We start from the raw sequence: 24,197 nt of genomic DNA on the forward strand, positions 1-24,197 counted from the left end.
TGCTGCGCGGTGGGCACGGACAGCAAGCTGGCGTGCTGGAGCTGGGACCCGAGTGGACCCTAGGAACCGCCTCCGGTGGGGAGGACCGAAGTGCTGCAAGACAAGCGGCGGGGACGAATCGGGGAATGCCGGCTACATCTGGGCGTTTTGTTGGTTGCCCTGGCGTGGAGCGGCTGCGGATCGAGGTCGGGTCTGCAGGAGCCGGGCCATGGAATCCCGGATGCATCGATCTACCCGGATGGGGCAACTGGAGGGAAGGCGAGCTGGCCTGATGCGGGCGGCCCCGGCGGCGCGGGAGATAGCGGCGCGGGAGATAGCGGCGCGGCAAGCGCGCTGACGCCGGGGCGACCCGGCGCGCACGTGCCTGTCATGGGCCCGGTTCGTCTGGTCGCCGCTGGGCTTCACGGCAGCTGCGCCCAGCTCGATAACGGCTCGCTGCGTTGTTGGGGCCAGGTGCCGGGTACAGCTCCGGCCGGCCCCTTCACGAAGCTGGCGCTTGGAGAGCATCACGGCTGCGGCCTGCACTCCGGCGGGGAGCTCGAGTGCTGGGGGCCGGGCGACCCGCCTGCAGCAGCGCCGCCAGAGCGGTTCGACGACCTGTGCGTGCGTCCCGACTCCACGTGTGGCTTGCGGCGCGATGGCCAGATTCGCTGCTGGGGCAAGCGACCCTTCAGCACGCAACGGCTCGCTCGAAGCTATCGGGCGCTCGGCTGCAGCTGGGCTGGTATACTGTGCGGCCTGACGGCTGGAGGCCGCGCCGAATGTTGGAGGACTCCACGAGGCGGCCCACCCGCTGGTGCCCTGCCGCCGTTGAGCCGGATCGCGCTCGGTGCCTCGTCGTTGTGTGGTCTCGACCTGCAGCGGCGGATTCGTTGCTGGGCCTGGAAGCCGTACTTGGATGCGTACCTTGGTGGCGTCGCGATGGCCATCGGGGGTGAAGCGCTCGAGATCGTGGCGGGCGGGGACCACAAGTGCGTGCTGCGCCCCCACGGCGGCATCGCGTGTTGGGGCAATCACGACCACAATCAGCTAGCCGTGCCTCGGGGTGAGTTCCGCCAGCTCTCCGCGGGCGCCGACCACACGTGCGCGGTGAGCACCTCGGGTTTCGTTGCCTGCTGGGGAGCCGACAGGCACGGCCAGAGTTCGCCACCACCAGAGCTGTCGGGACCCTTCACGACGCGTCCGTGACTGCTACCGGGGCCGCTCGGCAGGGCCGATCCTAGCGCCCGCATCGGTCACCAGCCTCCGGCGCGCTGTCGACGGCAACCGCATGGCTGACGGGAAACGCATGGCAACGGGAAATGCATAGCGGATGGCCCGGGACGTGCTTTCGAACCCGCAGAGCACCCGTAGAGCGACGCCTCAAGGGTAGTGCTCATCTGCGCGACGCACAAGTTGCCGGCCGCAGAGCTCACCACGCAAATCTTGCATCGCCGCCATGGAGGCAGCCGTGACAGCCGTCGGACGCATACTCAGCCCTGTCGATTTCTCCGAGACTTCTGAGCGAGCTCTTCGCTACGCGCTCGAGCTAGCAGGCCAGCTGCGCGCCGAAATCCATCTGCTGCACGTGGTTCCGCCTCCTCTGAACCTGCACGCGAGCGGCGAGGCCCTGCCGCTCGCGATGTCCCACGTAACCGTGTCAGGAGGCGTGGCCCCGTCAGACTCACAGCCCTCCGAGGTCTCGGCTCGCATGCGAGATGCCTCGAAAAACGAGCTTGCCAAGCTTGTCGAGCGCTACGCCGACCGGGACGTCGTGCTGCGCCAGCACGTCACCCAAGGCGACCCTCGCACCCAGATCCTGCGCATGGCCCAGACCCTGGGCGCCGACCTGATCGTGATGGGGACCCATGGCCACACTGGCCTGTCGCACGCGCTGCTCGGCAGCGTTGCCGAGCGCGTGCTGCGTGCCTCGGACGTCCCGGTCCTGAGCGTATCGCTCAAGGCGCGTTAGCGATCTCCTTCCGACGCGCTGCCCCAGCCCGTGCCCTGGCTTGCAAGTCAGGCGGGATCGGGTCTCTGGAGTGCAGGCAGTGTAGCACATTGGACGACACCAGCGAGCCGGTGATGGCACGTCCCGCCGCGGGCGCGGCCCGAGCTCTCTGGCGAACTTGCCGCCCCGGTGCGATATGTACTTGGCCAATGCTCAAAGGTAACGCGGTAATCGGCCAGTCGGGCGGGCCCACTTCGGTCATCAATTCGAGCCTCGTCGGTGTGCTGGATGGCTGCCGCGAGATCGCTGGGGTCCAGAGCATCTACGGGATGCGCTTTGGAATCGAGGGCATGATGGCGGGGCAGCTCGTCGACCTCGGCAGACAGCCCGCGCAGCTGCTCCGGGCTCTACGCAAGACGCCATCGTCCGCCCTGGGGTCTTGCCGGCACAAGGTGCGTGATGAAGACCTTCCCCGCATCCTGGACGTGCTCAGCCAGCACGCGATTCGCTACCTGTTTCTCATCGGGGGCAACGACACCATGGATACGATCCATCGGGTGGAAAGCCACTGCCGGAACCGGGGCTACGACTTGATCGGAATCGGCGTGCCCAAGACCGTGGACAACGATCTGTATGGCACCGATCACACGCCGGGTTTTCCGAGCGCGGCCCGCAGCAACATGCTCAATGTCCTGCAAGGCGGCTGGCTGGCGCGGGACATGAAGAAGGTCGACGCCTTCGTCGTGTACCAGACCATCGGACGCGACGCCGGCTGGCTGGCAGCAGCAACCGCAGTGGCCAGACGCAAAGTGGACGACGCGCCTCACCTGATCTACTGCCCGGAACGGCGCTTTGATCGGTCGCGCCTCATTGCCGACACGCGAGCGTGCATCGATCGCTATGGCTGGGCGTCGATCGTGGTCAGCGAGGGGCTGCGTTACGCCGACGGTACACCGGTGAGCGCCTCGCAGGCTCAGGACAAGTTCAGCAACACCGAGTTTGGCGCCATGGGCGGGGCAAGCGTTGGGCTCAACGTTCACCGCATGCTGAGCGACGAGCTCGGCCTGCGCGGTGAGTTCCAGATCACCGAATCGCTCATCATGTCGGCCATGGACCGAGCCGTGCCTCTCGATCTCGAGGAAGCCTACCGATGCGGCCGGCATGCGGCCCAGCTTGCCGGGCAAGGCCAAACCGGTTGCATGGTCGCGATCGAGCGGCTGCGCGATGACCCCTATGCCTTCGCGCTTGGGCAGGTAGCGCTCGAAGAGGTGGCAGTGCGTGCCAAAGCCATGCCGGACGCCTTCATCAACGAGCGTGGAAACCAGATCACCGACGAGGCCCTCGGCTACCTGCGGCCGCTCGTCGGAGAGGTGCCCGACTACGTGGAGCTCGAGCCGATCGTCGTACCCTCAACCGCGATGCCTGACTTCAACCGCGATGCCTGACTTCAACCGCGATGCCTGACTTCAACCGCAGTGTGCTGGCAATTCACGCCCATCCCGACGATACCGAAGCGTTTTGTGCGGGAACGCTCGCGCTGCTCCAAGGCCGAGGCTACCGCGTCGCGATCGCTACGATGACCGCCGGCGGCATGGGCGGCATAAGCGGCAGCGAGTCCGAAACCATCGCACAGCGGCAGCAGGAAGCCCGCCAGGCGGCCGCGATCATCGACGCCGACTACCACTGCCTGGCGCAGCGGGATGGTTACCTGTTCGATCACGAAGCGGTGCGCATCGCCACCACGACACTGATACGCAGCGTCGAGGCGGGAGTCGTCATGACGCACTTGCCCAACGACTACCACAGCGATCACCGAACCACCTGCAACATCGTGGAAGCGGCCAGCATGCTGGCCACGCTACCGAACGTTCCCTGTCGGGTTGCACCGCTGCCCCGCACACCGCTCTTGTACCACACGGCGCCGCTTACGCTTCGCGACGCCCTGGGTGCTCCGATCGCTCCCCCCCACTTCTACGTGAACATCGGCGACACGATCTCGGTCAAAAAGCAGATGCTGGCGCTTCATCGCTCCCAGATCGAGCTCATGCGGGTGATGCACAAGATGGACGACTTTTTCGAGGAAATGAAACGCTATAGCAGCGAGCTCGGAGCCAAGGTGGGCGTCGACTACGCCGAAGTGTTTTGGCAGCATCTCGGTGGAGGCTTCCACCAGGAAGCCCTGCTGCAGCAGGAGCTCGGGGAACTCGTCCTGCGGGAGACCGCCTGACGTCATGGACATGGCCGATGCCAGCTACGGCGGTTATGCATTGTGCCGCGAGATGCTCGAGTCGCCTCAGATCGTGCGGCGTTTCCAGCCGGACGCGGGTGCTCGCTTCGCGGATGCCATCAGGGGCAAACGCGCGCTGCTCCTGACCGGCGAGGGCTCGAGCCGTGTGTTTCCGGCCAAGCAGACGATCTATCGGGCTCTGTGCTCCGGCAACCGGCTGCCGATCTTCAGCGAGGGTGCCACGCAAGCGCTCGAGTACGACCTGTCCGGGGCTGCGGTCTTTGGCGCGTCGAACTCGGGCAAGACCAAGGAAGTCGTGCGGCTGTTCACGAAGCTGCGGCAAGCACAGCATGATGCCGTTTTCGCAGTGGTAGCGGAGCCGGATACGCCCGTTATCGAGCTGAGCAATCAGGGTCATGTCCTGACCTGCGGCAAGGAAGCGGCCGTGGCCGCTACGAAGAGCGTGATCGAACAGGCATTGTTCTTCGCGAGCGTCGAGGCTGCCCTGGGCGACGTGCCGCTGCTCGGCCTCGATGAGCTGTCCGACCAGATGCAGCAGGTGCTCGAGCTGCGAATCGATGCCGGGATCGTCCAGAAGCTGGCTCGCGCGCCCACGATCTATTTTGCCGGCCGCAACAACGGTGTGGCAGAAGAGCTGAGGCTCAAGACGAACGAGATCGCACGCAAGAAGGCAGACTACCTCGAAGGAACCTACGCTGTGCACGGCATCGAGGAGGTCATGCTGCGCGACGAGGTGGTGGTGCTCGTCGATCCGTTTGCCGCCGAAGAGGCCAAGCTCAGGGAGTGTCTCGTCGATGGCGTTGGCATGCACGCGGTAGCGCTTGCACCCCGCCAGACTTCGTTTCCTACCGTGCTGATCCCCGACGGCGGAGCCTATCGGGGTTTCGTGGAGCTGTGCGCCGGCTGGAATCTGCTGGTGGAAACCGGCCTCGCCACAGGGATCGATCTCGACCACCCCGCGAGAGCTCGCAAGGTCGGAAACGAGTTCGAGGGGCGCTGACACTCCACGCCCCGTGGGGCGATGAGCTTGCCCTTGCCCGTGCAGCTCTCCTGCTCGTCGCGACCGTAGAGCGTGAGCGAGCTCCCGGAAGGCTGGAGATTCGTTGCTGAAGAGGATACCCTCCCACCCGAACACCGCGAACCGGCGGCAGCCGGCCTGCGCAGTGCCGGGCTGCGGACCGGGCTTGTGACGGGAGGACCATGGACCAAGACCTGCTGTGTAGGGGCTGCGGCGCCCCTATCCAGCCGGGGTCACGCTTCTGTTCAGCTTGCGGCCACAAAGTCGAACAGCGCCCCCGTGAAGGCGAACGCCGGCAGTTGACAGTGGTCTTTTGCGATCTCGTCGGCTCGAGCGAGCTCTCGGAGCGTCTCGATCCCGAGGAACTGCAGGATCTCTTCGTCGGTTATCGGGCTGTGTGCCGAGATGCCATCGGTCGTTACCAGGGGCACCTCTCGCAGTTCCTTGGTGATGGCGTGCTGGCGTATTTCGGCTACCCGGTCGCCCACGAGGAGGATGCCGTTCGCGCGGTGCGCACGGCGCTTCGAATCATCGAGGATCTCAAGCGCGTGAACCAAGGGATCGGCGAGCGTCTCCAAGCAGAGACCCGAGTGCGTGTGGGAATCCACAGCGGCCTGGCAGTTGTAGGCGACTCGGGTCCGGCGGGGACAGGGGCTCGACTCGCCGTGGGAGAGACGGTCAATCTGGCGGCGCGGCTCGAGCCGCTGGCGGAACCGAACACGGTCCTTGTGTCTGCGGCGACGGCAAGGCTCGTCCAGGGTCATTTCGAGCTCGAGGCGCTCGGCACGCGGACCCTGCGTGGGTTCACCAAACCGGTAGCGCTCTTTCGCGTAGTCCGACCGACAGGGGCACAGACCAAGTTCGAGGCAGCGGCGCGCGGAAGCCTCAGCCCCTACGTCGGGCGCGAGCGCGAGCTGGCAGAGCTCGCTGCTGCCTGGAGACAAGTGCAGAAGGGGGCCGACCGGGTTGTCGTGGTCCGCGGCGAAGCCGGGATCGGAAAATCGCGCCTTATCCACCGCTTCCAGCACACGGGGCTCCACCAAGGTGCTGTCGTGGCAAAGTGCTACTGTTCGCCGCTCATGCAGGCGACGGCGTTTGGCCCGCTAATCGAGATGCTCAACGCCGTCGTGAGCAAGCGCGCCAAGGCGAAAACGGCGCCCGAGGCAAGGCTCGAGGCTCTCGGCAGCCTGCTCGCTGAGCACGCTAATGTGGGGAGCGACGCCCTGCCCTTGATGGCAGCCCTGCTCTCCATTCCGGGAGCAGACGATGGGCCGATGCGCGAGCTGTCGGCTGCTCGGCGGCGCCGGCGAACGCTGGAAATCATGCGCATATGGCTGGCGTCGGCGGCCGAAAAATCGCCGTATGCGTTGCTGGTCGAGGACATTCACTGGGCTGATCCTTCGACGCTCGATTTCCTGGATCTGATCGTGCGCGAGCCACCCGGGGGCCGCACGCTGCTGTGCGTGATGGGTCGCCCCGAATTCCTGCCCCGCTGGTCGCAACCCCATGTCCAAGTGATCGAGCTGCTCCGCCTGACCAGGTCCGAGATGGAGACGATGGTCAAGAACCTCGCGGGCGGCCACGCTCTGCCACCGCTCGTGACGCAGGGAATCGCCAAACGCAGTGAGGGCGTTCCGCTCTTCGTCGAGGAGGTAACCAAGGCGGTCCTGGAATCAGGTGTGCTACGCCTCGATACGCGCTACGAGCTGGCCGGCGAGTTCGACGACCGCTACCTGCCTGCGACAGTGCAGGAGTCGCTGGTAGCTCGTTTCGATCGACTCGGCCAAAGCCGGCGCGTGGCCCAGCTTGGCGCTGCCATCGGACGCGAATTCGATTATGCCTTGATACGTGCGGTTGCCGGGTTGACCGACGATGAGCTTCGCGGGCACCTCGACGCCCTGGTTCGCAGCGAGCTCGCGTTCGTGCGTCGTGATCCGCCGAATTCGACCTACAGATTCAAGCACGCTCTGATTCAGGACGGGATCTACGAAACGCAGCTCAAGAGCGCGCGGCCGCCCGTGCACCAGCGGATCTTCACGGCGCTGGAGGAGGCCTTTCCGGGACTGATCGCCGATAGGCCCGAGGTGGCTGCTTTTCACGCGAAGAAGGCCGGACTTCCGCGGCAGGCTGCAACGTACTTCGAGCGAGCGGCGGAGCGCGCGCTCGAAGCGCAAGCGTACCTGGAAGCGGTCAACCACTTCAGATCCGCATTGGGGCAGCTACGGCAGTTGCCGCAGAGCAGGGAACGTGACCGTTTCGAGCTGGAGTTGCTAGCTGCGTTGGGGCTGCCGCTGACCATGACGCAAGGTTATGCGGCCAAAGAGGTCATGGAGAGCTACGAGCGTGCCAGAGAGTTGTGCGCGGAGGTCGATCCGCCGTTTCGGGTCTTCTATGGCATTTGGACGTTTCAGGCGGTCCGCGGCAGCCGAGCGGCAACACGGCAGATGGTAGAGCAGTTCGACCGAGTCGCACGGACCACGGATAGTCCGGCGAAGCGCTACATTTCGTGGACATCAATGGGGGTTCGACATTTTTGGCGTGGAAGGTTCAAGGAAGCGATTCGTGCGTTGATCGAAGGCCAGAATCACTTCGACTCGAACATGGTGCTCACGCTGCCCAACGACTATGGCTACGACAACCCCTTGTACGGGCATTTGTTCCTGATGCACGCTCGCTATTTGTCTGGCGATGTAGAGGAGGCGAACACGATTCTACAGGGAGTCTGGGCAGCGACCAAAGCCGCCAACTCACCGTACCTCACCGTCATGGCTCTGCACTACCACGCTCTGCTATCCAGTGACGTAGGCGACACAGCAGGGGCGCTGCGGTCAACCGAGAATGGCCTCGAGCTCGCAGCCGAGCATCAGCTGCAGTTCTGGCGGGCCCTCGCGCAGACTCAGCACGGACTGGCGACCTGTGAGGGCGGGCGGGTGCAGCAGGGGATCGCAGAGATTCAGCAAGGGCTTGGCATGCTGCGCGCCACCGGCGCGTCCCATCCACTTCCATACCACCTGTCGTATCTCGCCAGAGCGTATGCTCAGGCGCGTGAGATCGAGAAAGGTCTCGCCGCCGTGGAAGAGGCCATGGTGTTGATACGCACCAACTGGGACCGCAACATCGAGCCCGAGCTCCTACGCCTCAGAGCGGAGCTGTTGGCTCAGGGCGGCGCCACAGCCGAGGCCGAGGACTGCTTTCGGCGCGGGCTCGAGACAGCTGCGAAAGATGGCTCGGCTTTGTGGGGGCTTCGCTGCGCGACGGGCTTCGCGCGCCTGCTGGCCAAGCGCGGCGATACCGGGCGGGCCAGGGAGATCCTTGCTGAAGCGTGCAAAGGGATTGTTAGCGGTGATCCTCCGGTGCTACGTGAGGCTCGCTCGCTCTTGACCGAGCTCCGGGCGAGTTGACGCGCAACTGTTTTCGATGCCCGAAGGTGCAAAGAGTCGTTGGCCTGACGCTTCGCGGAGCGGATGGGTGTTGGTCACCGGTGCGTCACGGGGCATTGGCTGGGAGCTGGCGCAGGAGTTTGCCAGCCATGGACACGACCTGTGCCTGGTGTCTCGCGACCGCGTGAGGCTTGTCTCGCGGGCGCGTAGCCTCGAAGAGCAGTTTGGCGTCGAGGTCGTGGTCATGGCCCGAGACCTGTGTCGCCCGCGCGCTGCCGAGCGCTTGTTCAAATCTGTACGCGCGCGCGGCCTGGAGATCGAGATCCTGGTGAACAACGCCGGCATGATGTTCAACGACGAGTTCGTCCGCACCCCGTTATCGAGCCATTTGGCTCTGTTGGAGCTGAATATTGCCGTACCAACCACCCTCACCCACCTGTTTCTGGACTCGATGCTCGAGCGCGGCCATGGACGCGTCCTGAACGTAGTATCCATGGCTGGATTCCAGCCACTCGCCCGCCTTCCGACCTATGCCGCCAGCAAGGCCTATCAACTTCACCTCAGCGAGGCGCTCTCTGAGGAGCTGATGGGAACCGGCGTAACCGCGACGGCACTCTGCCCTGGCTTCACAGACACGGAAATCTTGAGCGAAGCACAGGACCTTTCTCGGTTGCCGCCGTGGGCCGTCGGCTCGGCGCGTCGGGTCGCCCAGGACGGCTATCTGGCGTGCATTCGCGGCACGCCCGTACTCGTGAGCGGTGCGTTGAACCAGCTCGCTGTGCAAATGATGCGCTATCAGCCGCGCTGGCTGACCCGGAGCGTTAGCGGTGCGCTGGCAAGGGCCATGCGCCGGTAATCAGCGATCCTGGGAAACGCCCGGGAGCGACAAGACGTATTCTGCTCCCAAGGCGTTCGCTGCGGTTTGGAAGCCGGGCTCGCAGCCGCCGGTAAGGACGCGCTCCGCGATGGAAACCGAGGCCGTGGCAGTGAACGAGTAGACCTCGGGGGTGTGCAATCGAATCGTCGCACGCTGATGGCTGCCGTCGGAAACCTCGGCAACGACCGTGGCTCGCCCGGCGGCTCGCCTGCGGCTGCTGGGGCCATCCGGTAGCAGGCGCAGCGCCGCTTGTCTCCACGTTTGCCAGGCGGGCGTTGCAAACATCCAGCCGGCGTCCCGACCAAGGCCGAGCCCGAGGCGGACCAGCGGAGTGGCCTCGTAGTAGACCGTGATGTTCGGAATGCCTGTTGTGTAGTAGGCTGACGCAACGTCCGACCAGCTGATGGCCTGCGTCGCCCGAGGGCCCGAGCCGAAATCGAAGCTGCGGGTGAGCTCCCCGGGTTGGGTCGGCACCAGGCGCCCGGCACGCCGCACGACAGCGAGCTGCGGGTATTGCTCGAGCACGGTCTCAGCGGAACCACGCGAGATGGCGTCAAGTCCTGCAAGGGCGAGCGCAAGGTGCGTAGCGTCGGGCACACGCCTGGCCGCGAGAGCCGCCGCGCAATCGGTTGCCACCATGTCGAAGCCGGCGCCCGGCAGCAGCATGACGCGCCTGTGGCGCGCCTCTGTGTCCAACTGCGACAGCAGCTCGACCCAGGCGAGCTCCCCGGCAATGTCCAGATAGTGCACTCCGTTATCCAGGCACGCCTTGACGAGCAGCGGGGCGGCGGTCCGAAACGGACCCGCTGCATTCAAGACCGCGGTGACCCCGCTCAACGCCGCAGCGAGATCGGCGGAGCTTGCCAGCGAAGCAACTCTGAACTCCAGCCGTTCGCCACTAGCCAAGGCGTGCAGCTCGGGCTCGCTGCGGCCGGCCAGGATGGGTATGAGGCCTCTGGCAAGTGCTTCCTGTACGATCAGTCGACCCGTGAAACCCGTAGCGCCGTAGATGAGAAGAGGATCACTGGCGGGGAGGCCGGAGCGATGTGCGATCACGATGAAAAGGGGTCCTGAGCCGGTCGCCTGCCAGTGCCGGGTGCAGCTGGTGCGCGCGGCCGGAAGTCCGATTGGCGTCGAGGGCTGCCTGTATTCGAAGGTGGGGCGAGACCGCTGGACAGGATGGATCGAAATCGAAGTGGCGGTGTTATTCTGACCCGACGACCGATGGTGGTGGCATCGGGAGGAGGAGCAACGCCGAAATGACGGTTTCCCCGGGGATTGCAGGCGCTGAACGTACTGAACACGAGCCTGGTGCGCAAGCGTGGGGTACCGGGCGTCTGGGGTGGGGCGGGCGCGCGAGCTTTTCCGGGGCGATGCTGGTGGTGGCTTGGCCTCGAAGCGCTGTCGAACGACTCCTTCCCGAACCTCTCGCGCTTTGCCCGCAGCTCCCCGAGCAGCGGCCGGGAACGCATCCGTTGCTGTTCACGCTCGGCGAGCTGAGCTCCGGCGGCGGTCATCTCGCGGGGTTTGATCTGTCGTTTGGTGTCCGGTACCGAGAGCTTTCGATTCTCGCGCCCTTCGTCGCACATCCGGCATCGCCGGAGCCTGTAGCCTTCGCGTGCACCATGTACGCGGACGATCCCAACGCCGTGCTTCTCGGCAACGCGGTCTACGGCTACAGAAAGCAGTTGGCTGATATCCACTGGGCGTACTCCGGCTTCCGAGTCGCTCGGCGAGGATGGCTGCTCTTTGAATGCACCGCAAGCGTGCACGGTTCGTGGGCGCGCGATATCGGCTCGGTGCGCCGGGCTGCTGAGCCAGTCGCTCGCCTTACCAGGCTTCCGGTTCTGGGACAGCGAAGCGATGGGGTATTCGTGACCTCCCAGTTCCGCATGGAGTTCTCGGGAGCCGAGATGCGCCCCATGAAGGGCCAGGTCCTCTGGCGCCGGGGTGACAGCACGCGCAGTCGTGAGGGACTGGGCCTTGCAGCGCGCGGCCTCGTGTGGCGCACAGGAAGGCCGCAGGTGCTGGCCGCCGCCTGACCCAGCGCCGCCAGCGGAAGCCAGGGCTCTTGCACGCGTTCGATGAGCCCTTTTGGCTGTACGAAGTATCTCCGATGACGCGGGCCCTCCGAAGCGGCGGCGGTCAATGGGAGCCGCCCTTTCCGTATTCACGCTCATCAGGGCTTGCAGGACCCGTGCCCGATCTGTAACTAATTCGGCCGAATCCTGTGGGTGCAGCAGAGCGAATCAAGGTGGCGGTCGTTGGCGGTGGGTGCAGCGGGATGGCAGCTGCGTTTGAGCTCACGCGACCCGAGCTCGCCGGCAAATACGATGTGACGGTCTACCAGCTCGGCTGGAGGCTTGGGGGCAAGGGAGCATCCGGCCGCGGACCTGCCGATCGGATCGAGGAGCACGGCCTGCACTTATGGATGGGCTTTTATGAGAACGCGTTTCGCCTGATGCGCGAGTGCTACGAGGAACTCGGACGCGATCCAAGCCGGTGCCCCATCGCTACCTGGACTGACGCGTTCGTGCCAGACCACTTCTGTGGGACCATGGACCGAGCGCCGGACGGAACCTGGCTTCCCTGGGCGGTTCACTTCCCGCCCACGAAAGGGCAGCCAGGCGACCCCGACCTGATCAAGCATCGCTGGACCGTGGCCGACTACCTGCAGCGAAGCCTGTCGCTTGCCCGGACGCTTTTTAGAGCAGTCCAGGAACGAAGCGGTCCGGAAGCTCGACCCGAGCTTGCTACAAGCCCGGTGGGCGCCGCCCCGAGTGAGCTGCGCAAGCTGATGGCGGAGCTCATGGCGCGGCGGGCGAAGGGCGCGGAGTATGCAGGGCTCGCGACCTGGGGATCGCTCATCTACGGGCTTCGCGTTCTGGACGAGGTGGTGAGGCTGATGCCTCGTTTTCCCGGTCAGGTGATCCTCGACTTCCACGCTGCCATCGCCAACTCGGCACGCTCCCAGCTACGACGGATGACCCGCAGCGACACCGAGCTCCGTCGACTGTGGGAGATCATCGACCTCGTGCTGGCCGTGGTTCGTGGTATCATCGGTTCGGGGCTGGTGTTCGACCGGCGCGGTTTCGACGCCATCGACGGTTACGACTGCCGCGAATGGCTCATGCGCTGGGGCGCGAGCAAGGAATCCGTGGAGAGTGCCTTTGTGCGCGCCCTGTACGACTTGGCGTTCGCCTACGAAGACGGAGACGTCACGCGACCGCGAATCGCCGCCGGCCAAGCCCTGCGAGGTGCACTGCGCGCCTTCTTCACGTACCGTGGAGCGTTCTTCTGGAAGATGCAGGCCGGGATGGGGGACGTCGTCTTCGCGCCGTTGTACGAGGTACTGAAGCGTCGTGGTGTTGGCTTCAAGTTTTTTCACAAGCTAACCGGAATGGGCGTAGGCCGCGCTGACGGGGGCGCGGACGGCGCGTTTGTCGAGACGCTCACGTTTGACGTTCAAGCGAAGGTCCGGGGCGGCCGAGCATACCGGCCGCTCGTCAGTATCCGGGGGCTCCCCTGCTGGCCGGCGGCACCACGCTGGAACCAGCTGGTCGGCGGGGAGATGCTGCGCAAGCAGGGGTGGGAGTTCGAGTCGCACTGGGAACGACGGCGCGCGGGTGCTCGGACGCTCCGGGTTGGCAGGGACTTCGATCTCGTGGTGCTGGCGGTCGGAGTTGGCGAAGTGCCGCACGTCGCCCGCGAGATCATCGAACAGGACGCCCGCTGGCAGCAATGGGCAACAAGCCACAAGTCCGTCGCGACACAAGCGCTGCAGCTGTGGCTGCGTGACGGTATTGCGGAGCTCGGTTGGACACAGCCGTCCATCAACATCTCGGGCTTCGTGGAGCCCTTTGACACCTGGGCAGACATGTCGCATCTGACGTCGCGCGAAAGCTACCCCCTCGATCCCGGCGGCTCTAGCAAGGTCAAATCCATAGCGTACTTCTGCAGTGTGCTGCCCGACCCCGAGCCCGGCGTCAACACGGCGGCCGCAGGCTACCCGGCAATGCGTCGCAAGGAGGTGCGGGACAATGCGCTGCGCTTTCTGAACACAGACGTCGGGACGCTATGGCCAAACGCGGTCGCGCCCAAGGGGTTTCGCTGGAATCTTCTCGTAACACCGGACACAAACAAGGGGCCTGCAGGCAAGGCCCGGCTAGAGTCCCAGTTCTACATCGCCAACGTCGATCCGACCATGCGCTACAGCCTGAGTCTCCCGGGAACGCTGCAGCACAGGATCTCTCCCTTGCATAGGACGCACGAAAACCTGACGGTGGCAGGAGATTGGACCGGCTGCGGATTCACGGAGGGTTGTGTCGAGGCCGCGGTGATGTCCGGCAAGCTCGCGGCCCACGCGCTGTCCGGCTCGCCGCCGCTGGAGGAGATCGTGGGATTCGACCATCCCTAGCGAAAGCGGAGGAACCAGATGGCCGCGACAAGACGAAGCCCAAAAGCGAAGAATCTCGAACAGGCAAGGAAACGAAGACCGGAGTTGCCGCGGGCAGAACCCGTGCGTTCTTGGTCTGCGTTGTTTGGCCGCTCCGGGCAGGGTGGTGTCCACAGCGGCGACGGAGGAGGTCCGGCTGACCCCGGGCCAACCTCCGATCCCATACGACGAAGCGTCGAGATGGGTTATCGGGTCATGGACGAGTACATGCGCCAGGGTGCAGCGGCAGCGAGCGCGTTCGTCAACTCACGCCGCGCGTCCGAAGGAGCTGCCTCCGACACGCTTGCCGGGCAGGACAGGTTCCAAGCGGCGGAACGCATGGTGCAGTACGCGACCGACATGGGCTCCATGTGGCTTGACGTCATGGCCGCATTCGCCGGAAGCACGGCGCCGCGCAATCGGCCAGGTCGGGATGGGGAATCGATCTTTGGAGGCATCGATCCATGGCGCCAGGCAGTCGCAAGACCGCAGTCTCCCACCCTTGACGACCAACTCAGACTGGCCCTCGAGATCAAGTCGACGCGGCCCGCCGAGGTCCTGCTGACGCTCGACAGGCCGCTGCCGACCGGTGAGCTCGGGGTTGAGCCGCTGCTCGCAACGGACGATTCGTCGCGTATCAAAGATGTAGCCGTCGAGCTCCCGGCCGAACCGCGAGGAATCACCCGGGTCCGGGTTCACGTGCCATCGAGATGCAAAGCAGGACGCTACACCGGTGCGATCCTCGAGCTCCGCAGTGGAACGCCGCGGGGGCGGCTCACGGTCGTGCTCTCGGGCTAGCCGGTTGGATGTCGTGACGACGCCGCAGGTCGCGCCCGCAATCCTACGAGAGTACGGTCGCATCGCGGGTCTCGAGCTCGCGAAATACCTCCAGCTACACGTCTCCCGCGGTTCGGAGTACCTGCGCGAAGCGGTACGGGAGTACCCAAGCCGGGGCGGCCGCGCCCTGAGACCCGCACTGTGCATTGCTGCGGCACGGGCGTTCGGGGCCTCGACGCAGGACGCCGTCAACTCCGCGGTTGCGATCGAGCTGATGCACAACGCGTTCCTCGTTCACGACGACATCGAGGACGCCAGCGAGGAGCGCCGCGGTCACCCGACGCTCCACAAGCTGCACGGAGTGCCTGTGGCGATCAACGTCGGCGACGCACTGTCGGTCTTGAGTCTGCGCCCGCTCTTGGAGAACCAGAAACGGCTGGGAACACGTGTGGCGCTGAGGATTCTGGAGGAGGCGGAGCAGGTGGCTCGAGAAACCGTGGAAGGCCAGGCCATCGAGCTCGGCTGGCGCAGCAGAAACACGGTGGATCTCGGTGAAGGCGACTATCTCAGGATGGTCCTGAAGAAGACCTGCTGGTACACGACGATCTTGCCGATTCGCCTCGGTGCACTGATCGCGACCCGGGACACCGTGGACCTGCGCCGCTTCGTGCCCTTTGGCTTCTTCGTGGGGGCCGCCTTTCAGATCCAGGACGACGTCCTGAATCTGATTGGTGAGCACAAGCAGTACGGCAAAGAGGTCAACGGGGACCTATGGGAAGGTAAAAGAACGCTGATGATCGTGCATCTCCTCAATCAGACGTCCGGCCGGGAACGCGAGGCGCTCGAAGCCTTCCTCGCCCTGGAACGCAAGGACCGGGAGCCCCGGCAGGTGCAGTGGGTGCGCCGGCTCATGGACAGTTACGCGAGCATCGAGTATGGTTGCCAGGTCGCGCACGGCTTGGCCGGCGCCGCGCAGCGGGAGTTCCAGCGTAACTTCCGGGGACTGTCAGAAACGCGTGATCTGCGGTTTCTTGGAGAGCTGCCTGCATGGGTTATCGCACGCACGTGAAGCGAAAGGGGTCAAGCGATGAGTGAGCTTAGGGCCGCGCAGATGAGTGCTCACTTCCATCGCTGGATGATGGCAGAGCAGCGGGTCCCGCTGTGGCTTCCGAGCCGCTGGGCCGAGTTCGCCCCCATGCCGGTAGGCGCGGTGCCTCGAATCGTGAGCGACGAAGCGCACTCCGCTCTGCGACGAAGGGCCGTGGTCGGCACGCTCGGCTCCCTGGCGTCCTCTAACGCAGGAGTCAAACATCGTATGGAACGTTACCTGGGTCACCATTCATGGCCACCGGAGGCGGCACGGCCCAAATGCGAGTGCTGCGCGGCGTACGTGGCGTCCAAGGTGCCCGGCGATGCCGAACCCAGTGCCAGAAGCGAGTGGATCTGGCCGGCGGTTCACAACTGCACAGACATCAAGTTCGACTACGACACGCGGGTCACCAAGGTTACCGAAACCGTGACCTTCAAGTTTGCGCCCGAGCAGGCTGACGCCACGTCCGAGCGGGTGGCGTCCCTGTTGCGCGCCGGCTCGCCCGAAAACTGGGCCCGTACCAGCAGCTACCTCTCCGACGAGCGCGATCCATTCTATCTGGAGTCCACGCCGGGCAACTACGTGCAAGGCAGCTTCAACGAGCTCGAGGCCGAGGAGGCCAAGGCTTTGTGGAAAAGACCCGAGGGAGGACAGCTCAAGGAAGTCGTTAACTGGAACTGGAACGTCGGAAGCGCCGCCACCGCGGAGATCATCCTGACCATCAGCAACTACAGTGCCGGTATCCTCGGCAAACCCGACACTGGTTTTGACAGCGTGCATGGAGCCCGTGAAGACAATCCGTTCGTGTTGCGCTACGACTTCGTCCTCTTTCGCTGCCAGTTCTACACGGTGGGCGCCGTGAGGTACCGCGACATCTTGGATGTGGACGGCGGATCCTACGAGGCCACGTACTATGGCAAAAAGGGTAAGGACGGCGGGCGCGGTGGGAAAGGTGAGCATCTCACCATCACGGCGAGCAAGAGCCTCCACTTCCCGCCGCCTGCGGGGCAGAGTGACGAGATCGTGACCGTTCTGAACCTGCTGAACCCGGCTTTGGTGAGCCTGCTGATGCATGAGCTCGTGTACGAGGGACCGATGGCGTTGCTGAACGCCACGCCGGGCGAGCTATCGGCCCTCCAGGCCGCCTTGGGAGCTGCCTGAGTAGGGCTTCGAAGTGAACGAAACTCTGGTATTACTTCACACCAGGTTGCCGAACAGATCGCAGCGCCGCGCTTAGCTACCCAACCAAGACCCAACGGACCATTTTTCAGGAGTCTGCTAGAGCTATTTGGAGGAATTTTCATGGCGGACAACGACAACAACGTTCCCGGTTTCGTTCAAGCTCAGAGCGTATTCACAGAGCTCGGCGAGTCGCTCCAGCGCCAAGGGCAGATTTGGAACGGAGCCTGGCTCAGGATTCTCAACGAAAACTACGGCTTCAGAGCGATGCTCAAGGACATGGCGAGCACGTACCAGAACCAGTACCAGACGCTGGAAAACCTGATGCGCCTGCCATTTGCCTCCGGGATGGGTCAGCTGATCCCAGCCTGGGCGAACGTGGACCTGAGCGAACTGAAGGACATTGAGCTGAACAAGCTCCATCGAGAGGTTCGCACGAGAAGCTTTCGACCCGACGACAATCTGGAAGCGACCGAGCTTGCACCGCTTGGCGGGAGCGGCGCTCGGTTCCGGATGCAGGTGGAACGGCTGTCAACCACGGGTATCCGGGTCAATATCACCACGCTGGTCAAGGGGGGGACCGAGTGGAACTTGCTGACTCAAGAAGGCCTGGAGAAACTCAACGGCGCCCTCCAAGAGGAGGGGCGAGGCTCCTCGCATCCGATCAGAGGTCAGTACCTTGGACTCGTCTTCCGTCCGGCGACGTTTTCGGAACCACCGCTCGCCGTTGTAACGCTGCGTGTCTAGGTTCTAGGGTGGGCGCCGGCGCTGGTCGCGCTCGGACTGCAGGAACCGCTCGGCCAAGGTGTCGACGAACTGACGTGTCCATGAGCCACGGGGCAGCTCACGCTCGAAGACGTCGCTCGAGACTTCGAGCAGGGTGACGTCTGTGAGCGCTTCGACCGTGGCGGTGCGTTTGCCGGAAGTCAGCAAGGCCAACTCGCCGAAACACTCCCCGGGTCCCAGCTCTCGCAGCGCTTTCGTGGCTCCGTCCGTCTCGCAGTAGACTCGACAGCGCCCCTTCTCGACGATGTAGGCGCTGCCCCCCTCTTCCCCCTCGTGCGCCACGATGCAGCCGGAAGCGAACTGCCGGCGCGTGAACCAGCCGCCGGCGTACAGGAACGTTTCGATGTCCTGTCGCAGCTGTTCGGCGCTCTGCTGGCGGTCATCGGGTGAGTGGGAAAGGGCTTGCATCACGATGTCGCAAAGCTGCGCCGGAGGAGGGGCGTCCGGCGTGACCTGCTCGGGGGGCTTGATGGTGTCGTTGCGGGAGAGCATCCACAACGGGAGGTCGTCCTCAAAGTCGTACGGCGGAACCAACGTAAGCATCTCGTAGAGCACGGCGCCGAGCGAAAACACATCGGTGCGCTCGTCCACCGAGTAAGGTCCGCAGCGAATCGCCTCGGGGGCCATGTAGTGCGGCGTTCCCACCACGGGCCCATGTTGTTCGTGCTTCGGCTGTTCGTGCTTCGGTGCTGCATCGCTCACACGGCGCTCGCTGTTGTCGGACCGGAGCAGCGCGAGCCCCCAGTCCATCAGGTAGACCTCACCGTAGCTACCCAGCATGATATTGTCGGGCTTGATATCTCGGTGCAGCACGCCCCGGCTGTGTGCGAAGGATACCGACTCGCAGACCTTGAGAAACTTGGTCAGCAGTTCCTGCAAGTGCCGGCCGCGGGGTGGCGTTCCGAGCTTGGACAGCTCGAGGAGCCTATCTGTCAGCGTCACGCCATCCACGTACTTCATGGTGAAGCAATCGGGGTTTCCGCCATCGTCTTGGCCGGCGCCGTACACGGGTACGATCCCCGGGTGTTCCAGCCGGCCGGTGACGAGCGCCTCCTGCGCAAGACACGGCAGCGCAGACTGCGGGATCTCGGACTTGAGCACCTTCATGGCGATCGGACGCTGCAGGCTGCGGTCGTAGACGCGGAATACGATCCCCATGCCGCCCTGGCCGATCACGGATTGCAGCTCGAGATCGGTGACGATCTGGAGGGGCTCCGGGGATGATGCAAACGAAACCTCGCCCTGCTCGGCCCGCTGCGTTGCGCGCGGGACCGGACGACTGCCGCGGACCAGTTTCCTAGTTTCGTTCAAGGCCCCTTGGAGGCATCCCGGCTGCCGAAGGCATTATAGGTGTCGGTTCGCTGCCTGGCCATGTGCTCCTGTGTGGGTTTAGCGGCAGCGACTCGGCGCAACCGGCTGGCAGCAGCGCCGCAACGGCGCAGCCGGCACTGGCCGTAGGATATTGGGGACGTCCCCAATCGTTCTGCTCTCTCCTACACCTCCGCTCGCACCCGATCCCGCGCCGCCGCCGGTGCCGCTACCCCCCATGCCGGCTGCCGCCGGGATGCCCGCCATATTCCCGGGGAGCGGCGGCGGCGGCAGGGAGCGCTTCGCTGAAGAACAGGCTCGCGTCCGGGATCGGCTGCTTGTGCAGTCCGGGTCCCGACCACTGGAGCAACGCCAGATGAGGACCCGCGGCATGCCTGTAGTAGAGCCGGAACGGGTGATGTCCGACCTGCAGCCCGATGCTGCCGGACACCTCGTTGCCGTTGTGATGGAAGTCGTCGTCGACGACGTGCGCGTCGTGCAGGTGCAAGCTCCCTCCTGCGTCCGTGCGCAAGAAGAACGTGTAGCTGCCGGCAACGGGCACGTTGATGAAGCCCGTGTACAGTATTCCGGAGTTGTCCGCCGGGGAGTGCTTCGCGGGGTTGATGTTCGTGTCCGCGGCGACCAGGGCAGGCAGCATATCGCGGTACTCGGGCACCCAGGGAAGCGCGACGCTGTAGGTCCGGTAGGCGACCCCGGGTCTGAGTCCAGCAGGCGCCGCCACCGAGGGCAGGTTCATGCTGTCGTAGGGTCGTACGGTGCCGCCGCCTGGCCTGCGGGCGCTCAGCGCGAGTGCCTGCAGCTGCGCCTGAAGGGCCGGCTGCAGGGGCGCCAGGTCGCGAGCCTGTCCGGGATCCGTCACCACGTCGAAGATGGCGAAGGGCTCCCCGCCGCTACGGACGTTCGTGCGCACCCCGGTATGGCGCCCGACGCGGATCGTCTGCATCAGTCCCCGAGGCGTGCCGCCATGATTCGAAAACTGCGGCCAGCTAGGCGTCGTGCCCTTGACCGAAAACTCGAAGTACAGGTAGCCCTTGTCCCGTTGCTGCGCCTGGGCTCCGGTAAGCGTGGGAAGCAGCGAAACGCCGTCGGCCCACGACGGCGCGGTAACACCCGCAGCCTGGGCAAAGGTCGGCAGCCAATCCCACTGGGCGGAAGGGAAAGCGTTTTCCAGGATGCCGCTGTCGGTTCCGGAAGCTTGAATGCGCCCCGGCCAGCTTGCGATCGTGGGCACGCGGATGCCCGCTTCCCACATGTCGCGCTTGATGCCCTCCATATTGGCAAAGGACTCGAAGCTGCGGGGATCGTTGCCTTCGTTGTGCGGTCCGTTGTCGGACGAGAATACCACCAGCGTGTTGTGCACGAGGCCGAGGTCCTCGAGCGTACGCATCAGGTCGGCCACGCCGTTGTCGATCCGGCGTATCATGCCGACGTGCTGTTTTTCCGCTGCCGTCCAGCTAGCGGGGATATCCGGATGCGTATAGGAATCGGGCCTGCCGAGACCGGTGGCCGTCGAGGCGTAGCGTACGTTGCCGAAAGCGTCCCTTTGGTTGGTCCACTGGACGCCTCCCGTGCGCGGATCGCCATCCTGGTCGAGCGGAGGATAGGCCACGGCAGGCCGCTGCATCTTGAAGTGCGGCGTATCGTAGGCCACGAACAAGAAGAACGGTTGCTGGTCGCCGTCGCTGGCCTCGTCGATGATCACCTTCTTGGCGGCCGCCGTCCATGCGTCCGTCGTATACAAGTCCACGGATGCTTGGTTGATCTGCTGGTAGTCGTCGTAAATAAGGGCGCGCTTGTTGGTCGTGCCGTTGGCCGGGTAGTGCTCGTGGCCGTCCTGGTGGAAATGGTAGCCGAAGAAGCGATCGAAACCGCGCTTGAGCGGGTGCGCGACAAGAGCTCGAGAGCCCTGCCCGGCTAGAGGAACGGAGTCTTTGGGGCCCGACAGCCCAGCCTTGCCGATCCATGCGGTATGGTAGCCCGCCTGCTGCAACACCGTGCCAACCGTGTGGTTGTTGGAAAGCGGCTTGTCGAACTGCGAATCCCGCACATTCGCGTGTCCCTGATGCCGCCCGCTCAAGAACGACGCGCGCGCAGGAGCGCACACCGGTGCTGCGACGTAGTGGTGCGTCAGCTTGACGCCGTGCGCGGCCAGGCGGTCGATCGCCGGCGTGTCGAACTTCTTTGGAGCTCGGCTCCCGCGATCCTGCCAAAAAGAGCCCAGGTCGCCGTAACCCAAATCGTCGACCAGAATGAAGAGGATATTGGGCTGCGGATTCGCAGCCTGTGTCGGTTGCGTGGTCGAGCTCTTGGAGGCAGCCGCTTCCGGCTGCTGGCGGCGTGGTGGCTTCGCGCCTGGCGAGCACCCAGGGCGCGTGCACGCCAGCAGCGACAGCGCAGCAACGACGAGATGGCAGCTATGCCTCATGGAACCTTCCTAGTTAAATCCGATCCAAGCCCGGGTGGCCACGGCATGTGGTAAGAGAAAGAATGCAGGCAGCTTAGTCAAACTGCCGCCAAGCTGCCGTCAAGCTGCCGTCAAGCTGCGATGAAGCTCTACACCTACTTCCGATCTTCGGCAGCGTATCGGGTCCGGATCGCCTTGCACATCAAAGACGTGGATTTCGACACGCTGGGGGTCCACTTGTTGCGAGACGGAGGCGAGCAACACACGGAGCACTACAGGAAGCTCAACCCCCAGGCGCGTGTTCCCACGCTGGTCCACGGCGAGTACGTGCTAACGCAATCCCTGGCTCAGCTCGAGTACCTGGAGGAGCACCTTCCTGGACCTGCGTTGCTGCCGGCGTCGCCGCAAGCGCGGGCCCGTGTGCGTTCGCTGGCCTACGTAATCGCATGCGACATTCACCCGCTGCAGAACCTGAGCGTGCTCAACTACCTGGACGATGAGCTTGAAGCCAGCGACGAGCAGCGCAAACAGTGGTGTCAGCACTGGATCGGACGAGGATTGGACGCGTTCGAGGAGCTCGTCGCTCGCGACGCGCAAACCGGTCGCTGCTGCCATGGCGATTGCCCCACGCTCGCCGACATATGCCTGATACCGCAGCTATACAATGCGCGTCGCTTCGAGTGCGGCGTCGGTCGCTGGCCCACGATCGAACGCATCGAAGCTCATTGCCTGTCGCTGAAGCCCTTCAGCGACGCGCACCCGGAGCGCCAGCCCGACACACCGGAGCAACTGCGCGCCCAAGACTAGAGGGACCAAGACCTCACGCGCGGGCTGGGATCTGGCTCATGATCCACTCGGCCACGGCCGTGATGGTAAGGGCTGGGTTGACGCCCAGGTTAGCCGGCAGCACCGATCCGTCCGCGACGTAGAGGTTCGGGTATCCGAACACGCGGCCATGGCGGTCGACCACGCCTTGATGCGCGTTCTCGCCCATGGGGCAGCCACCCAGGATGTGGGCGGTCGTGCTCAGGTTCAGCATTACCTCGGGCAGCGCGCTCTGCGCGAAGCCGCCCGTGAGCTCGGCCATGCGCCGGGCCACCCGATGGGCAGCAGGGAAGTACTTGGGAACCGGCGCGCCGGTGGCCCAGACCGATTCCAGCGACGTGAAAAAGGGCCAGCGCCAGGACGATTTGGGGGTCAAACGCAAGTGGTTTGGAAGCGACTGCATGGCAAGCAGGATCGCGCCGCGCCTGGCCCAGCCAAAAGGATAGAAGGTGCGCGCGAACGACAGCGGATGCTTCAAGGCCGCGCCCAAGAGTCGCAGCGCGCGAGGCCACGGCGCTCCCGCGTCCACCATGAGCGTGCCCAACACGCTCATGGCATCCTGCCCGGCCCCGTAGCGCACCATCTCGAAATGCGTGCCGAGGACATCTGCCCCGGAAGCGATGGCGATCCCGCGGCTGTGATCCACGTGTTTGCGGCCGTCGGCAAAGCCCACGATCGCCTCGCTGTTGGTGCGAACGAAGTCACCCAGCCTGTCCGATAACCGCGCTAGTCCTCCGGCAGCCTTGGAGCGAAACAGCAGAGGCAGCGTGCCGAGGACACCGCCGGCGAGCACGACGCTGTTGGCTCGCAACGCTCCCTTGTTCGTGGATGATAAGCCCGTGACGCGTCGCGTAGTCAGCACGTAGCCGTCTTGAGCAGGACGGATTTCGCTGACCTCGGTTTCGGCGATCACACGCACGCCGCGGCGTTCGGCAAGGTAAAGGTAGTTCTTGTCCAGCGTGTTCTTGGCGCCGTGACGGCAGCCCACCATGCATCCGCCGCACAGCGTGCAGCCAGAACGCGCAGGCCCCTCGCCGCCAAAATAGGGGTCGGGCACGGTCTTGCCCGGCTCCCCGAAAAACACGCCAACCCGGGTCGCCCGGGGTTGCGCATCGGGGTCGAGCTCGCGCGCAACCCGGGCCAAAAGCCGGTCGGCCTCACCCTGGCCACGAGCCTGCACCACACCCAGCATGCGCTGGGCTCGCTCGTAGTGCGGCGCCAGGTCGCGTTTCCAGTCGCCTAGGCGGCACCAACCAGGATCGCCGAACACCTCCTGCGGCGGCACGAGCAGCGTGTTGGCATAGACCAGGCTTCCGCCACCAACGCCTGTGCCGTGCAGCACGAGCACATCCTTGAGCAGCGTGATGGCCTGGATTCCGTAGCAGCCAAACTGCGGCGCCCACAGGAACTTGCGCAGGTTCCAGTTGGTCTTCGGGAAATCCTCGGAACGAAAGCGGCGTCCGCGCTCGACAACCGCCACGGAGTAGCCTTTCTCGGCCAGGCGCAGAGCGGAAACACTGCCGCCGAACCCCGAGCCCACCACCACGAAATCGTACGCTGGCGCCATGTGGGAGTGTCTTTAGAGCTGAACCGAGAGCCCGAGGATGATAAGCTCGACCAACATCGGGACGCTACTGTTCGACTCGACCGAGCGCCCTCGGCAATCGGGTTTCCCACGACTTCGAGCGATCCGCGAAAGTCCGGGCAAGGGCAACGGCCGGCCCCATCCGTGCTAGTCTCAGGCCCCCCATGGCCCAGGGCAATCGTGCAGGGGCGTTCGTGTCATCGCCCCTGGCGCTCGCGTTGCCGCTGTCGATGCTCGTTGCGGTGGTCGCGCAGGGTTGTGGTGGCGGCGAGAGCTAGCACTGCGAGGGTGAGCTGGCTGGTGGCGAAGGCTGTCCTTGCGAGGCCGCCTCCAA

The 24,197-nt window shown here is 64.8% G+C and carries 19 protein-coding genes; 15 read left to right on the forward strand and 4 right to left on the reverse strand.

The window, feature by feature from the left end; genetic code table 11:
* From MJD61_07530 to MJD61_07565, 8 genes are all read left to right on the forward strand, one after another.
* A partial coding sequence (locus MJD61_07530) for a hypothetical protein (GenBank protein ID MCG8555124.1) occupies nt 1–272 on the forward strand: 272 nt, incomplete at its 5' end.
* Nucleotides 273–369: 97 nt separating this feature from the next.
* The gene (locus MJD61_07535; GenBank protein ID MCG8555125.1) at nt 370–1,188 is read left to right on the forward strand and encodes a hypothetical protein; all 819 of its coding nucleotides are present in this window, start codon (nt 370–372) and stop codon (nt 1,186–1,188) included.
* A gap of 262 nt (nt 1,189–1,450) precedes the next feature.
* Nucleotides 1,451–1,951 carry a universal stress protein gene (locus tag MJD61_07540; protein ID MCG8555126.1) on the forward strand — a complete coding sequence of 167 codons (501 nt, stop codon included), beginning with the start codon at nt 1,451–1,453 and terminating at the stop codon, nt 1,949–1,951.
* A 188-nt stretch (nt 1,952–2,139) separates the two neighbouring features.
* The gene (locus MJD61_07545) at nt 2,140–3,375 is read left to right on the forward strand and encodes a diphosphate--fructose-6-phosphate 1-phosphotransferase (protein MCG8555127.1); all 1,236 of its coding nucleotides are present in this window, start codon (nt 2,140–2,142) and stop codon (nt 3,373–3,375) included.
* 11 nt (nt 3,376–3,386) lie between these two features.
* Entirely contained in the window at nt 3,387–4,157 is a 771-nt protein-coding gene (locus MJD61_07550) for a PIG-L family deacetylase (protein MCG8555128.1), read from the forward strand.
* A 4-nt stretch (nt 4,158–4,161) separates the two neighbouring features.
* Entirely contained in the window at nt 4,162–5,178 is a 1,017-nt protein-coding gene (locus tag MJD61_07555) for a sugar isomerase (GenBank protein ID MCG8555129.1), read from the forward strand.
* A 323-nt stretch (nt 5,179–5,501) separates the two neighbouring features.
* The gene (locus MJD61_07560; protein ID MCG8555130.1) at nt 5,502–8,597 is read left to right on the forward strand and encodes a DUF2791 family P-loop domain-containing protein; all 3,096 of its coding nucleotides are present in this window, start codon (nt 5,502–5,504) and stop codon (nt 8,595–8,597) included.
* 67 nt (nt 8,598–8,664) lie between these two features.
* Entirely contained in the window at nt 8,665–9,432 is a 768-nt protein-coding gene (locus MJD61_07565; GenBank protein MCG8555131.1) for an SDR family oxidoreductase, read from the forward strand.
* Here the strand turns inward: MJD61_07565 and MJD61_07570 are convergent, their stop codons facing one another.
* Nucleotides 9,433–10,509, reverse strand: coding sequence for a saccharopine dehydrogenase NADP-binding domain-containing protein (locus MJD61_07570; GenBank protein MCG8555132.1), 1,077 nt, complete (start codon nt 10,507–10,509; stop codon nt 9,433–9,435).
* A 203-nt stretch (nt 10,510–10,712) separates the two neighbouring features.
* On the opposite strand from MJD61_07570, the gene MJD61_07575 reads away from it, so the two are divergent.
* The 6 genes from MJD61_07575 (at nt 10,713) to MJD61_07600 (ending at nt 17,681) form a co-directional block, all read left to right on the forward strand.
* Complete coding sequence (locus tag MJD61_07575; protein ID MCG8555133.1) at nt 10,713–11,495, forward strand: acetoacetate decarboxylase family protein; 783 nt, start codon at nt 10,713–10,715, stop codon at nt 11,493–11,495.
* A gap of 242 nt (nt 11,496–11,737) precedes the next feature.
* Entirely contained in the window at nt 11,738–13,870 is a 2,133-nt protein-coding gene (locus tag MJD61_07580) for an NAD(P)-binding protein (protein ID MCG8555134.1), read from the forward strand.
* Between the two features lie 219 nt (nt 13,871–14,089).
* The gene (locus MJD61_07585; protein ID MCG8555135.1) at nt 14,090–14,686 is read left to right on the forward strand and encodes a hypothetical protein; all 597 of its coding nucleotides are present in this window, start codon (nt 14,090–14,092) and stop codon (nt 14,684–14,686) included.
* Between the two features lie 13 nt (nt 14,687–14,699).
* Nucleotides 14,700–15,734 (forward strand): polyprenyl synthetase family protein, encoded by a 1,035-nt coding sequence (locus MJD61_07590; protein ID MCG8555136.1) that lies wholly within the window; start codon nt 14,700–14,702, stop codon nt 15,732–15,734.
* Nucleotides 15,735–15,752: 18 nt separating this feature from the next.
* A complete protein-coding gene (locus MJD61_07595) occupies nt 15,753–16,916 on the forward strand; it encodes a hypothetical protein (protein MCG8555137.1) in 1,164 nt (387 codons plus the stop codon).
* 141 nt (nt 16,917–17,057) lie between these two features.
* A complete protein-coding gene (locus MJD61_07600) occupies nt 17,058–17,681 on the forward strand; it encodes a hypothetical protein (protein MCG8555138.1) in 624 nt (207 codons plus the stop codon).
* Nucleotides 17,682–17,684: 3 nt separating this feature from the next.
* Here the strand turns inward: MJD61_07600 and MJD61_07605 are convergent, their stop codons facing one another.
* Both MJD61_07605 and MJD61_07610 read right to left on the reverse strand, forming a co-directional pair.
* On the reverse strand, nt 17,685–19,031 hold the full coding sequence (locus tag MJD61_07605) for a protein kinase (protein MCG8555139.1): 1,347 nt from the start codon (nt 19,029–19,031) through the stop codon (nt 17,685–17,687).
* A gap of 226 nt (nt 19,032–19,257) precedes the next feature.
* Nucleotides 19,258–21,474 carry a sulfatase-like hydrolase/transferase gene (locus MJD61_07610; protein MCG8555140.1) on the reverse strand — a complete coding sequence of 739 codons (2,217 nt, stop codon included), beginning with the start codon at nt 21,472–21,474 and terminating at the stop codon, nt 19,258–19,260.
* A 120-nt stretch (nt 21,475–21,594) separates the two neighbouring features.
* Here MJD61_07610 and maiA point away from each other — a divergent pair, with 120 nt between their 5' ends.
* Nucleotides 21,595–22,260 carry a maleylacetoacetate isomerase gene (gene maiA, locus MJD61_07615; protein MCG8555141.1) on the forward strand — a complete coding sequence of 222 codons (666 nt, stop codon included), beginning with the start codon at nt 21,595–21,597 and terminating at the stop codon, nt 22,258–22,260.
* A 13-nt stretch (nt 22,261–22,273) separates the two neighbouring features.
* Here maiA and MJD61_07620 read toward each other — a convergent pair whose 3' ends face one another.
* The gene (locus tag MJD61_07620) at nt 22,274–23,845 is read right to left on the reverse strand and encodes a GMC family oxidoreductase (GenBank protein ID MCG8555142.1); all 1,572 of its coding nucleotides are present in this window, start codon (nt 23,843–23,845) and stop codon (nt 22,274–22,276) included.
* Between the last annotated feature and the right edge of the window lie 352 nt (nt 23,846–24,197).

The organism is Pseudomonadota bacterium, assembly GCA_022361155.1.
Lineage (GTDB): Bacteria > Myxococcota_A > Polyangia > Polyangiales > JAKSBK01 > JAKSBK01.

What these genes read in the sequence shown, in the direction of transcription:
- MJD61_07535 (MCG8555125.1), top strand. Translation starts at nt 370, where the DNA reads ATGGGCCCGGTTCGTCTGGTCGCCGCTGGGCTTCACGGCAGCTGCGCC.
- MJD61_07545 (MCG8555127.1), top strand. Translation starts at nt 2,140, where the DNA reads ATGCTCAAAGGTAACGCGGTAATCGGCCAGTCGGGCGGGCCCACTTCG.
- MJD61_07550 (MCG8555128.1), top strand. Translation starts at nt 3,387, where the DNA reads ATGCCTGACTTCAACCGCAGTGTGCTGGCAATTCACGCCCATCCCGAC.
- MJD61_07555 (MCG8555129.1), top strand. Translation starts at nt 4,162, where the DNA reads ATGGACATGGCCGATGCCAGCTACGGCGGTTATGCATTGTGCCGCGAG.
- MJD61_07575 (MCG8555133.1), top strand. Translation starts at nt 10,713, where the DNA reads ATGACGGTTTCCCCGGGGATTGCAGGCGCTGAACGTACTGAACACGAG.
- MJD61_07580 (MCG8555134.1), top strand. Translation starts at nt 11,738, where the DNA reads ATGGCAGCTGCGTTTGAGCTCACGCGACCCGAGCTCGCCGGCAAATAC.
- MJD61_07585 (MCG8555135.1), top strand. Translation starts at nt 14,090, where the DNA reads ATGGGTTATCGGGTCATGGACGAGTACATGCGCCAGGGTGCAGCGGCA.
- MJD61_07595 (MCG8555137.1), top strand. Translation starts at nt 15,753, where the DNA reads ATGAGTGAGCTTAGGGCCGCGCAGATGAGTGCTCACTTCCATCGCTGG.
- MJD61_07600 (MCG8555138.1), top strand. Translation starts at nt 17,058, where the DNA reads ATGGCGGACAACGACAACAACGTTCCCGGTTTCGTTCAAGCTCAGAGC.
- MJD61_07610 (MCG8555140.1), bottom strand. Translation starts at nt 21,474, where the DNA reads ATGAGGCATAGCTGCCATCTCGTCGTTGCTGCGCTGTCGCTGCTGGCG.
- maiA (MCG8555141.1), top strand. Translation starts at nt 21,595, where the DNA reads ATGAAGCTCTACACCTACTTCCGATCTTCGGCAGCGTATCGGGTCCGG.
- MJD61_07620 (MCG8555142.1), bottom strand. Translation starts at nt 23,845, where the DNA reads ATGGCGCCAGCGTACGATTTCGTGGTGGTGGGCTCGGGGTTCGGCGGC.